This window comes from Klebsiella sp. 10-1 (assembly GCF_009758445.1).
In the GTDB taxonomy this organism is placed as follows: Bacteria; Pseudomonadota; Gammaproteobacteria; order Enterobacterales; family Enterobacteriaceae; genus Klebsiella; species Klebsiella scottii.
Genome location: NZ_WQRE01000001.1, coordinates 1,021,025 through 1,033,674, shown reverse-complemented (window position 1 = coordinate 1,033,674; position 12,650 = coordinate 1,021,025). Strand labels below are relative to the sequence as shown.

10 protein-coding genes are annotated in these 12,650 nt (G+C 55.8%); 4 read left to right on the top strand and 6 right to left on the bottom strand.

Going from position 1 to position 12,650, the window contains the following annotated elements; translation table 11 throughout:
• The first annotated feature begins 53 nt into the window (after positions 1-53).
• From GO007_RS04875 to GO007_RS04865, 3 genes are all read left to right on the top strand, one after another.
• Positions 54-1,691: an ATP-binding protein gene (locus GO007_RS04875; RefSeq protein WP_095096277.1), complete on the top strand. Its 1,638-nt coding sequence runs from the start codon at positions 54-56 to the stop codon at positions 1,689-1,691.
• Entirely contained in the window at positions 1,681-2,379 is a 699-nt protein-coding gene (locus tag GO007_RS04870; protein WP_095096274.1) for a response regulator, read from the top strand. Before GO007_RS04875 ends, GO007_RS04870 begins: the two co-directional genes overlap by 11 nt.
• A gap of 475 nt (positions 2,380-2,854) precedes the next feature.
• Entirely contained in the window at positions 2,855-4,096 is a 1,242-nt protein-coding gene (locus GO007_RS04865; RefSeq protein ID WP_095096272.1) for an MFS transporter, read from the top strand.
• A gap of 110 nt (positions 4,097-4,206) precedes the next feature.
• Here the strand turns inward: GO007_RS04865 and phoH are convergent, their stop codons facing one another.
• From phoH to efeU, 4 genes are all read right to left on the bottom strand, one after another.
• Positions 4,207-4,995, bottom strand: coding sequence for a phosphate starvation-inducible protein PhoH (gene phoH, locus GO007_RS04860; RefSeq protein WP_041144929.1), 789 nt, complete (start codon positions 4,993-4,995; stop codon positions 4,207-4,209).
• A gap of 508 nt (positions 4,996-5,503) precedes the next feature.
• Positions 5,504-6,787 (bottom strand): iron uptake transporter deferrochelatase/peroxidase subunit, encoded by a 1,284-nt coding sequence (gene efeB, locus GO007_RS04855; protein ID WP_095096266.1) that lies wholly within the window; start codon positions 6,785-6,787, stop codon positions 5,504-5,506.
• Positions 6,788-6,791: 4 nt separating this feature from the next.
• The gene (gene efeO / locus GO007_RS04850) at positions 6,792-7,919 is read right to left on the bottom strand and encodes an iron uptake system protein EfeO (RefSeq protein ID WP_095096262.1); all 1,128 of its coding nucleotides are present in this window, start codon (positions 7,917-7,919) and stop codon (positions 6,792-6,794) included.
• Between the two features lie 50 nt (positions 7,920-7,969).
• Entirely contained in the window at positions 7,970-8,809 is an 840-nt protein-coding gene (gene efeU / locus GO007_RS04845) for an iron uptake transporter permease EfeU (protein ID WP_095096259.1), read from the bottom strand.
• Positions 8,810-9,082: 273 nt separating this feature from the next.
• On the opposite strand from efeU, the gene GO007_RS04840 reads away from it, so the two are divergent.
• Positions 9,083-10,267 carry a NupC/NupG family nucleoside CNT transporter gene (locus GO007_RS04840; RefSeq protein WP_095096256.1) on the top strand — a complete coding sequence of 395 codons (1,185 nt, stop codon included), beginning with the start codon at positions 9,083-9,085 and terminating at the stop codon, positions 10,265-10,267.
• Between the two features lie 76 nt (positions 10,268-10,343).
• On the opposite strand, the gene GO007_RS04835 is transcribed toward GO007_RS04840, so the two are convergent.
• A complete protein-coding gene (locus GO007_RS04835; protein WP_095096252.1) occupies positions 10,344-10,778 on the bottom strand; it encodes a DUF3574 domain-containing protein in 435 nt (144 codons plus the stop codon).
• A gap of 157 nt (positions 10,779-10,935) precedes the next feature.
• On the bottom strand, positions 10,936-12,444 hold the full coding sequence (putP, locus tag GO007_RS04830; protein ID WP_095096248.1) for a sodium/proline symporter PutP: 1,509 nt from the start codon (positions 12,442-12,444) through the stop codon (positions 10,936-10,938).
• Positions 12,445-12,650: the final 206 nt, after the last annotated feature.

The following is a 12,650-nucleotide window of genomic DNA, read 5'->3' as shown; positions in this document are numbered from 1 at the left end:
CCAACACGAAAGATGTTACATTACTGTTTTTGTTGATCTCTGCGGCCCATGCCATGAAAGTCTCTTTCCAGATTAAGCTCTTTATTTCGCTGGTGCTGTTCTTCTCCGGTTTGTACGTCTTACTGGGTGGTTATTATTATATCGATGCCGCTCGCCAGCTTTATCAGGAAATGAGCACGCGAGCAAAAATACAAGCTGAAGAAATAGCGATAATTCCTAACTTACGCAAATCAGTTGCTGAAAAAGATATTCCGGTGATTGATAAATTTATGCAACAAGTGGTCGAACGCAGTGATGCCAGCTTTATTGTCATTGGCGATAATAAAGGCATTCACCTATTTCATTCGGTTTATAATGACCGGGTGGGTACCACGCTGGTTGGTGGCGATAATCAGGAAGTCTTGCAGGGAAAAAGCCTGACCACTATTCGCCAGGGCGGCCTGGGTGTTTCCCTGCGCAGTAAAGCTCCCATATTTAATGACGTGGGCCAGGTTATCGGTATTGTTTCCGTGGGCTATCTGACCAGCTATCTCGATACCGTCACCCTGAGCAAGGCAATCAATATCTTTATTGCCGCCGTGCTGCTGTTAGCGGCGCTGTTTATCTTTTCGTGGTTCTTTACCCGCAGTATCAAAAAGCAGATCTTCTCGCTGGAGCCGCGAGAAATCGGTCTACTGGTACGCCAGCAAAAGGCGATGATGGAGTCGATTTACGAAGGGGTGATCGCCATCGACAGCAACCTGCGTATCGAGGTGATAAACCAGGCCGCACGAACCTTGCTCAGCCTGAACCAACCCACGCGGGAACTGCGGGGACAACTGATTACCGAGGTCATTCCGCCAGTGTCGTTCTTTTCCCACAATGCGATGTTGGAAAAAGATACTCACGATGAGATCGGCCGCTTTAACCACGTTACGGTCATTGCCAGCCGTGTGCGCATCATGCTGGAAGATAAGCTGCAGGGCTGGGTGATTACCTTCCGTGACCGCAATGAAATCGACAGCCTCAGCGCCCAACTCAGTCAGGTCAAGCGCTATGTTGATAATCTACGCATCATGCGCCACGAGCAGCTTAACCGTATGACGACCTTGTCCGGCCTGCTGCATATGGAACGTTATGACGAAGCAATACGTTATATTCAGGCCCAGTCGGAGCATGCGCAGGGTCTGCTCGATTTTATCTCGTCACGTTTTTATTCTCCTACGCTGTGCGGTTTACTGCTGGGTAAAGCGGCCCGCGCCAGAGAAAAAGGGGTGGAGCTGGCCTTTGACCCTGGCTGCCAGATGTCGCGCCCGGCGCATTTGCTGGTTGAGGCCGAACTGATATCGATTATTGGCAACCTGTTAGATAACGCCATTGAAGCAACACAACGCGCCGGGTTGCCGCACGATCCCGTCGAGGTCCTGATCCTGCAAAATGAGCGCGAGCTGATTATTGAAGTGGCTGATCGCGGCGTCGGGATCGACCCGGCCATTCGGGATCGCATTTTTGACCGTGGGATGACGACAAAACGCAACGGCGATCATGGCATCGGCCTGTATCTGATCTCCAGCTACGTCACGCAGGTAGGCGGCACCATCGAAGTTTCTGATAACGCGCCGCGCGGAACGATTTTCTCTTTATTTATTCCTGAAACGGGTCACGTACAACGCCCCGCTCCAACTCTGGAAGATCAGAATTATGCGACATGAACAGATAGATGTGCTGATAGTAGAAGATGAAAACGAGTTGGCTCAGCTACATGCTGAGCTTATCAGCAAGCACCTGCATTTGCGTCTGGTGGGCATTGCCAACTCACTGGCGGACGCGCAGGCACAGCTCATCAGTAAGCAGCCCCAGCTGGTGTTGCTCGATAATTATCTGCCGGACGGTAAAGGGATCACGCTGATTAGCGACCCGATGATCGTTCGCGCCAACTGTTCGGTTATCTTCATTACTGCCGCCAGCGATATGGATACCTGTAGCCAGGCCATTCGCAATGGTGCCTTTGACTACATTCTGAAACCTGTGTCGTGGAAGCGTCTGAGTCAATCGCTGGAGCGGTTTGTGCAGTTCGCTGAACAGCAAAGGGTGTGGAAGATTGTCGATCAGCAGAACGTGGATTCTCTGTATCAGCTGCAGGCCAAAAACTACCGGCTGGATAGCGGCAGTAAAGGGATTGAGGAGAATACGCGGGCCCGCGTGCAGACGCTGTTTAGCGAATCCGGCGAGCGCTGCTTTTCTGTCGATGAAGTGGCGACGGAAACGGGGCTCAGTAAAACCACCGCCCGCCGCTATCTGGAGCACGGCGTGGAGTCCGGTTTTTTGTCGGTAGAGATGCAATACGGTAAAATAGGCCACCCCAAACGCATGTACCGCCGGACGGTTGAAAGGATGTGATTTAATCCCCCTTCTCTGGGTAATCCTGCCAGCGCCTGGCTCAGCAGTTCAAAGGAGATAACCCACGGCGGAGGTTAAAAGTTGGCGGTCGGCAAGACGGCATCCTTCCTCCCATGTTGATCCACATAGCCAGACGCTCCTGCGGGCGGTCAGACGGGGCGGAAACGCCGAACGCAACGCCGGGATTGTCATCAGAACCGTTGAGCGATACCAATAGCTGGTCGTAGTCCTGCGCTGCGCTGTAGCTCGGCCAGTCAATATGATGGCAAAAACCCTGCTCAATTTGGACCGCCGGCTGGCGGGCTAACTAATCCCTTCTCCCGCACAGAGGAGCGACGCCGGTCGCTCCTCTGTTATTCATCATCATTCATCGGCACCGCTCCGGCTTCGCTCGCGCTTCCCGATCCTCTTTGGTGTAGATTGCGGCCGCTGACAAATCTATACTTGGCGCACAATTTAACCCTAAGGCCTGGACATGACCTTCTCTTCCCCACAAAACAAACGCGGCGTGACGCCGGCTAAAGCCATGGTCGCGGCGATCAGCGGCTACGCAATGGATGGTTTCGATCTGCTGATCCTTGGCTTCATGCTGCCGGCAATCAGCGCTTCTCTGGCACTCAGCACCTCTCAGGCGGGTTCTCTCGTCACCTGGACCCTCATTGGTGCGGTGCTGGGCGGGATTTTATTTGGTCATCTCAGCGATCGCCTGGGACGCATTCGCGTACTGACCTTCACGATTTTGATGTTCTCCGTTTTTACCGGTCTTTGTGCGGTCGCGCAGGGCTATTGGGATCTGCTGGCCTATCGCACCCTTGCGGGTATGGGGCTCGGCGGCGAATTCGGTATCGGCATGGCGCTGATTGCCGAAGTCTGGCCGGCCCATAAGCGTAACCGGGCCTCGGCATGGGTCGGCATCGGCTGGCAGCTTGGCGTACTGCTTGCCGCCTTTATCACCCCGCTCCTGCTGGATATCATCGGCTGGCGCGGGATGTTTCTGGTCGGACTCCTGCCGGCGCTGGTCTCGTTTGCCATACGCCGCGGGATGGGGGAACCGGAGGCCTTTACCAAAGATAGCCACGTCGCTCAGGAAATATCGTTCACGGCGCGGATCAAGATGCTGTTTGCCGACAGCGCCACCTCGAAGGCCAGCATCGGTATCCTTATCCTTTGTTCGGTGCAGAATTTTGGTTACTACGGCCTGATGATCTGGATGCCCAGCTATCTCTCCTCCAGCTTTGGTTTCTCGCTGACCAAATCTGGGCTGTGGACGGCGGTCACCGTAGTGGGGATGACCTTCGGCATCTGGCTGTTTGGCGTGCTGGCGGATCGCTTCCCGCGCTGGAAAATCTTCCTCATTTACCAGGTCGGCGCCGTGGTGATGGTCATTATCTACGCCCAGCTGCGCGACCCCACCGTCATGCTGTTTACCGGGGCGCTGATGGGGATGTTTGTCAACGGGATGATCGGCGGCTACGGGGCGCTTATCTCCGATACCTACCCGCTAAAAGTGCGCGCCACCGCGCAGAACGTCCTGTTTAATCTGGGGCGCGGCGTCGGCGGATTTGGACCGCTGGTGATAGGCCTGTTCGTCAGCCACTGGTCATTTACCGCGGCGATCAGCCTGCTGGCCCTGCTCTATCTGCTGGATATTTTCGCCACCCTGTTCCTGCTGCCGAAAAAACAGGGCAGCGAAGATGCGCTGGGGGCGATTGGCTAAGCCACGAGCCGCGCGTTTTACCGCTCCGGCATGGGCTAACGCCTTCGCCGGACGGCGGCCGAAAAATAACAAAGCCCGGGTTTCCCCGGGCTTTGCACTGGATATAACCACTAGTAGTAGGCTTTCAGCGCCCGCTGGCAGAGCATCGAGCGGACGCAGTCGTCGGTCGTAAAGCGGACAATGCCAACCATCTCGTCTTCTTCAAAACGCGCCAGCGCATCGACCAGGCCAGACCTTACGCCAGAGGGTAAATCACACTGGGTAATGTCGCCGTTGACGATAACCGTCACGTTCTCCCCGAGGCGGGTCAAAAACATTTTCATTTGCGCGGCGGTCACGTTCTGAGCCTCGTCCAGAATCACAACCGCATTTTCAAATGTACGTCCACGCATATAGGCGAACGGCGCGATTTCCACCTTGCCGATTTCCGGCCGCAGGCAGTATTGCATAAAGGAAGCGCCCAACCGTCTCACCAGCACGTCATAAACCGGGCGGAAATAGGGGGCGAATTTCTCGGCGATATCTCCCGGTAAGAAGCCGAGGTCTTCATCGGCTTGCAGAACGGGACGGGTAACAATAATTCTGTCCACATCCTTATGGATCAGGGCTTCAGCTGCTTTCGCCGCGCTGATCCAGGTCTTCCCGCACCCGGCTTCGCCGGTGGCAAAGATCAGCTGTTTATTGTCAATGGCATTCAAATAATGCACCTGAGCGTCATTGCGCGCTTCAATTGGCGACAAATCGCGGCTGTCCCGCGCCATACCAATTGCTTCTACGCCACTCATTTGCACAAGCGATGTGACCGATTCTTCTTCGCGCTGCTTATGGCTGCGCGAATCCTGTCTCAGCACACGTTTGGCCTCACGACGAGCTTTGGTCACTGCTTTTTGTCTTCCCATGGATAGCACCTTGCGTTGTTGGTTTACATCACACGCGTCAATATCGACGCGATTATGCGCACGAACGATTGAGGTTTGGCTTCCTTGTAAGCCATTGCTTGCCTGTCGAATTGACAACGGGTCGCGGCTACGCGCACCGCGTACCCGGTCTGGGTTTAGGTTATCTGTGGTGACTGGAGAAAAATTTGAGGTGTGGCAATCGCGGCCGGAAGTGTGGCCCCCGTGCTGATGAGTACGGTAAGAAGATTTACATTTTCCGTTACAGCAATCGGGCATTCGCGATCTCCATAGTGAAACGACATCACTGCCGGGAACTACCGCGTCTGTAATAAGTACATCAAAAATAATTCTTAATGCAACTTATTTTTTACATACAGACAACAAATAATTCTCATCGCAGCTCAGGAGAGTTTCCGACAAATAGATTACAGAAAAATAACACAAGGCAGGAAATACAAAAAAAGAATGGAAAAACAGCAGAAACGCCCTGCCCTTACGGGCAGGAACGTCAGGCTTCAAGCAGGGACTGCGCCAGATAGTGCTGGCTATCGATCACTCCCGGCAGCGCAAAGAAATAGCCGCCGCCGATCGGCTTCACGTACTCCTCCAGCGCTTCGCCGTTGAGGCGCTTTTGCACCGTCAGGAAACCTTTTTCCAGATCGTGCTGATAGCAGACAAACAGCAGCCCCATATCCAGCTGCCCGGAGTTGGTCACCCCCAGCGAATAGCTGTAGCCGCGGCGCATCATCAGGCTCGACTGCGTCTGCGGCGTACGCGGGTTAGCCAGTCGAATATGGCTATCGAGCGCAATGGCATCGCCGTTCGGATCCTTAGCGTAATCCGGCACGTCGTGTTCGTGCTGCATACCCAGCGGCGCTCCGCTGTGCTTATCGCGACCGAAAATCGTCTGCTGCTCTTTCAGCGGAGTTCGGTCCCAGAACTCGACGTGGAACTGGATAATACGCGCCGCCTGATAGCTGCCGCCCGTCGCCCACGCCGGTTCTCCCTGTCCGGCGGTAACCCATACCACCTCATCCATCAGCGCGCCGTCGGTGCTGACCGGGTTAGCCGTACCGTCTTTAAAGCCCAGCAGGTTAACCGGCGTCTCCTTGCCTTTGCTCCGCGCGGCGCTATCGGAGATAAAGCCCTCGCGCTTCCAGCGGACGCTCAGCAGATCCGGGGTATGCTTAATCACATCGCGCAGCGCGTGGATCACCGTATCCTGGGTATTGGCGCAAATTTGCAGCAGCAAATCGCCGTGGCAAAGCGCGGCATCCAGCGAATCGTTGGGAAAGCGCGTCATCTTCTGCAGCTTCTTCGGCGCGTGTTCCGCGAGCCCATAGCGCTCGTCAAACAGCGAATGGCCAACCGATACGGTCATCGTCAGGTTATCCGGGGCGATCCACGGCCCGAGAATGCCCGAGTCCATCGGCGGCAGGCGCGGATTCGGCGTGTCCGGCGCCGGCCCGCCCTTGGTCAGGAAGGCAATACGCTGGGTCAGCAGGCGGAACAGACGCTCAAGGTCGGCCTTATCGCCGGCCAGCACGTCGAAGGCCACCAGCATCATCGCGGTTTGCTGCGGGGTGAGGATCCCCGCCTGGTGCAGCCCATAAAAGGGCTGCTCCTCCATACGTGCGTTGGGCGACAGCGTGCCCGGCGAGCTGGTGCTTTTGGCCGCATGCGCAACCGGACAGCCGCCGGCGATGGCCAGCGCGCCGCCTAGCGCGCCGATCCCTTTTAATAACCGCCGACGTGACGGTTCATTTACCTCGAATTGCTTCTGCTCTGCCATTGCTTTAGTCCAGACCCAGGATCCCGCGCAGCTGAGCCAGATCTTCCGCCAGGGTGGTGATCGGGCCTTTCAGCGCGTTACGATCCGCATCGGTCAGCTTGTCATAGGTCTCATAGCCGTCTTTGGTGCGGTATTTCGCGAGGATCGCGTCAACTTTCTTGAAGTTAGCGTCAACTTTCGCCAGCAGCGCGGCGTTCTCTTTTTGCAGCTGCGGACGCAGCAGGTCGACAATTTTCTGCGCGCCGTCAACGTTGGCCTGGAAGTCCCACAGGTCGGTGTGGCTGTAGCGATCTTCTTCGCCGCTGATTTTGCTGGCGGCCACTTCTTCAATCAGGCCCGCGGCGCCGCCCACCACTTTAGACGGCGGGAACGCCAGCTCGCTGATGCGTTTTTGCAGCTCCAGCACGTCGGTATTCAGACGGTCGGCGTAGCTCTCCATGCCCTTGGTGCTGTTGTCGCCAAACAGGGCTTTTTCCAGACGGTGGAAGCCGGTGAATTTCGGATCTTCCGCTTTCTTCTCGTAGTCGTCTTCACGGGCATCAATGCTGCCGTCAAGATCGGAGAACAGCTCGGCGATCGGTTCGATACGCTCGTAGTGCTGACGCGTCGGGGCATACAGCGCTTTTGCTTTTTCGATATCGCCCGCTTTCACCGCGTCGGTGAAGGCCTTCGTGCCGGTAACCAGCTGGGCAGTTTCCGCCGTGACGTAGGCTTTATAGGCGGTAATCGCTTCGCCGAGGCTCAGCAGCGCGTCGGCTTTCGCCGCGTCTTTGGTGGCCGCACCGGTGACAATCAGCTTCCCTTTCGGGTTGGTCAGCAGGCCGCAGGTCATATCGTATTCGCCCGGCTGCAGGTTAGCCGTCAGCTTTTGCGTAAAGCCCGGCGCAATGTTTTCGCGCTCTTCCACGACCATCACGCCTTTAAGGATCTCCCACTCCAGCGCCTTCTGACTGTGGTTCTGAATGATGAACTGCGTTTTACCCGCTTTCACGGTCACGTTCATCGGTTCACACTGCTTGTCATTAACGGTCACTTTTACCTGCGGAATATCCGCAGCCTGGGCGTAGAAGGCGGAGCTGAACAACGCTGCGACGGCAAGCTGCAGCGCATTACGGCGAAAATGAGTCATCATGATCATCCCTTTCGATAAGTATGTGGTCACTATTTACACCTGCGGGCGCCCTACTTAAGCGGAGCGGTACGCGAGGCTGCTGGATTGCTACGCGGCGGCAGCGCAAACAGCACCAGCGCCGGAATCAAATAGATAAAGTACACCGCCACTTCGCTGACGGTCGGCGCTTCCTGATAGCCGAAGATCCCTTCAAGCAGCGTACCGAACAGGCTGTGCGTCGACAGCACGCCGCTCAGATCGAACGCCACGTCCTGGAAGTGGTTCCACAGCCCGGCCTCGTGAAAGGCGCGAATGGCTCCGGCGGCCAGGCCCGCAGCGACCAGCAGAATGAACAGGCTGGTCCACTTGAAGAACGCGCCGAGGTTGAGGCGGATGCCGCCCCAGTACAGCAGGAAACCGAGTACAATTGCGGTGGCGAGGCCAAGCATCGCGCCCAGCGGCGGCCAGATACCGACATCCTGCTGGAACGCCGCCAGCAGGAAAAATACCGACTCCAGCCCTTCTCGCGCCACGGCAAAAAAGACCATCATCACCAGCGCCCAGCCGTGGTTATTGCCGCGCTGCAGGGCGTTATCCACCGCCTGCTCCAGCTGCTGCTTCACGTTACGCGACACCTTGCGCATCCAGAACACCATCCAGGTCAGGATACAGACCGCGACCAGCGCCACGATGCCCTCAAACAGCTCCTGTTCACGCTGCGGGAATTCGCCGGTAGTTTCGTTGATAAAGATCCCCAGCCCGAGGCACAGCGCCGCCGCGAGGATGACCCCAATCCACATTACGCCAATCCAGTTTCCACGCTGAGTGCGTTTCAGATAGCTGGCGATCAGGCTGACAATCAGCGCTGCTTCCAGGCCTTCACGTAACATGATGAGAAATGGAACAAACATGCCAACATCCTTAAATGTGAGCCGCGGTCAACGGATGCAAAGATAGGTAAATATTTCTGATAGTGATTATCATTACAATAATCAGAAACACAAGTGAAATGTGTAGAGAATGATGACGAGTTGTAAATTAATCGCTGTTAAATAATTACTTAGGAAAGTATTCGCCTGCGCCAGCGGCGGCGGGCAGGATCGGCGGTTTTTTCGCGGCAGATATTTACCGGGCGTAGCGACTGTGGCTAAATAGCGGCCTTATTTACCTGCGAAAAGAATAATATGACACAGTTTTTACACTTCCTGCTGGCGCTGGTGGTTATCCTCGGCCTTGCCTGGCTTGCCAGCTATGACCGACAAAAAATCCGCATTCGCTATATTATCCAGTTAATTGTTATTGAAATTGCGCTGGCATTCTTTTTTCTCCACGCCGAAAGCGGCCTGTGGGTAGTTAAAAATATCTCCGGCTTTTTCACCTCATTACTCGGTTTTGCCGCTGAGGGCACCAGTTTTGTATTTGGCGGCATGAGTGAAAAAGGCCTGGCCTTTATTTTCCTCGGCGTGCTGTGCCCGATCGTCTTTATCTCGGCGCTGATTGGCATTCTCCAGCACTGGCGCATTCTGCCCATTTTTATTCGCGTCATCGGCACCCTGCTGTCAAAAGTCAACGGCATGGGTAAGCTCGAGTCCTTTAACGCCGTCAGCTCGCTGATCCTCGGGCAGTCGGAAAACTTCATTGCCTATAAAGGCGTGCTCGGCGATCTCTCCTCTCGTCGTCTGTTCACCATGGCCGCCACCGCGATGTCGACGGTATCGCTGTCGATCGTCGGCGCGTATATGAGCATGCTGGACGCGAAATACGTCGTCGCGGCGCTGATCCTCAATATGTTCAGCACCTTTATTGTGCTGTCAATTATTAACCCGACGCGACCGGGCAGCGAAGAAGAGATTAAGCTGGAGAAGCTGCATGAATCGCAGAGCTTCTTTGAAATGCTCGGCGAATATATTCTGGCTGGCTTCAAAGTGGCGATGATTATTCTGGCGATGCTGATCGGCTTTATTGCCTTAATCAGCGCCATCAACGCCCTCTTCGCTACGGTATTTGGCCTCAGCTTCCAGCAGATTCTGGGCTACGTCTTTTATCCGCTGGCGTGGCTGATTGGTATTCCGCTAAGCGATGCGCTGAACGCCGGGAGTATTATGGCGACCAAGCTGGTAGCCAACGAATTTGTCGCGATGATCGAACTGCAGAAAATCGCTGCCGGCATGACGCCGCGCGGGCTGGGTATTCTGTCGGTATTCCTGGTCTCTTTTGCTAACTTTGCCTCTATTGGCATTATCGCCGGCGCGATTAAAGGGCTTAATGAGCCGCAGGGGAATACGGTTTCCCGCTTCGGCCTGCGCCTGGTCTACGGCGCGACGCTGGTAAGCCTGCTCTCCGCCAGCTTCGCCGGGCTGGTGCTGTAAGCCAGGCGCACGCTGCGAATATCAGCATTCTGAAGGCGGGGCTATGCCCCGCCTTTTATTTAGAAACAAACGTTATTCAGAAATGGACGCAAACCTGCCGATCGACGCGCATCACTGACTCCTGGGCGAAGCGCGACTTGTAGAGCGTGCGCAGCGCTTCAATCCCCTCTTCGCTCTTCGCATCTTTACCGTGGATCAACATCAGCGCCTTGCTCTGCTCGCGCGCAACGGTACCGTCATTCCCCAGCCACTGGCCGCGGGCGTCAAACACCGTCAAGCCATCGCGAAAGCGCGGGGTGACATCGCGGTCAACAAACCGCTGCCACTCCTCGGCGGTGATATCTTTACCCGCCGGTCGGCTGAGGCCGAAGTACAGCGTGGTTTGCTCCATCGTATTGTCCGCCGGGCAGGCCGCGGCAGCCGGCGCTGAGACGGTCGTTTTGCTCGGCGCCACGCAGCCGCCAAGCAGCCCTGCCAGAACCAACGCCATCGCACCCTGTCTGAAAGTCATATTGCTATCCTCATTGTTATTTGTGCTGAGATATCAGCGTATTTTCAGAGAATTAGCAAGAGGGTTCCTGCCCGCATCGGCACTGGCTGAGGCGGGTCGGCGGCGGTAAGGCGCACAAAAAAGCCCGCCAGAGGCGGGCTTTAGCAGGAGGGAAAGGTTACTCTGCGGTCGCAGGTACCGGCGGCGCGGAGTGATAGTGCGCGTCGGCCTCGGCAAAACGCTGCTGCATCGTTGCCGAAGGCGCTTTGCCCAGCAGGCTGAAGACCACGATCCCGAGGCTGCCAAAGATAAAGCCAGGGATAATTTCGTACAGTTCCACCCAGCCAAACTGTTTCCAGCCGATGACGGTCAGCGCGCCGATAACCATTCCGGCCAGCGCGCCGTTGCGCGTCATGCGTGACCACATCACCGAGAACAGCACTACCGGACCGAAGGCGGCGCCGAAGCCCGCCCAGGCATAGCTCACCAGGCCCAGCACGCGGTTATCCGGATTTGCCGCCAGCGCGATGGCAATCAGCGCCACCACCAGCACCATCATCCGACCAACCCACACCAGCTCGGTCTGGCCGGCGTTCTTACGCAGAAATGCCTTATACAAATCCTCGGTAATCGCGCTGGAGCAGACCAGCAGCTGGCAGCTCAGGGTTGACATCACCGCGGCCAGAATCGCCGACAGCAGGATCCCGGCAATCCACGGGTTAAACAGGATTTGCGCCAGTTCAATAAAGACGCGCTCGGAGTTCTGATTTACCGCCCCAGCCAGCGCCGGATTGTTGTTAAACCACGCGATGCCGAAGAAGCCAACCGCCACGGCACCCGCCAGGCAGAAGATCATCCAGGTCATGCTGATACGGCGAGCGTGCACGATGCTGTGATGGGAGTCCGCCGCCATAAAGCGTGCCAGAATATGCGGTTGACCAAAGTAGCCGAGGCCCCAGCCCATCAGCGAGATAATGGCGACGAAATTAAGCCCTTTCAGCATATCAACGTTCTCAATGCTCTTTTGCTTAATCACCTCCAGCGAATCGCCGAAACCGCCGACGGAAATAATCACCATTACCGGCGTCAGGATCAGCGCGAAGATCATCAGGCTGGCCTGTACGGTATCGGTCCAGCTTACCGCGAGGAACCCTCCGACGAAGGTATAAATAATCGTCGCGGCGGCACCGGCCCACAGCGCCGTTTCGTAGCTCATGCCAAAGGTGCTTTCAAACAGACGCGCGCCGGCAACAATGCCGGAGGCGCAATAAATAGTGAAGAACAGCAAAATAACCAGCGCGGAGATAATACGCAGCACCCGGCTTTTATCTTCAAAACGGCCGGTGAAATAGTCCGGCAGGGTCAGCGCGTTATTATTCACCTCGGTATGAACGCGCAGACGACCGGCCACCAGCTTCCAGTTAATCCACGCCCCCAGCGTCAGGCCGATGGCAATCCAGCTCTCGGAAATGCCGGAAAGGAATATTGCCCCCGGCAGCCCCATCAGCAGCCAACCGCTCATATCCGAGGCCCCGGCAGACAGCGCGGTCACGAATGGACCGAGGCTCCGCCCGCCCAGAATATAATCATCGAAGTTCTTCGTCGATCGCCAGGCAATAAACCCGATCAGTACCATGCCAAATATATAAACCGTAAAAGTCACCAACATCGGGGTGCTAATAGCCATGCAAATCTCCAGAATTTTTTTGTCGACAGCGTCCAGATTTGTCGTTTATTCCACTACCGGAACGGGGTAATGGCACAATGGTTGTATTGGGCGACCGTATCCTGACGGAAGCTGCGTTTTTTCACAAACGATTTAACACAGCATTTACACTAATTCCGCCAATGACCAAACTTCATTTTGTTATAGGTTGCACTTCCTCACGTTTT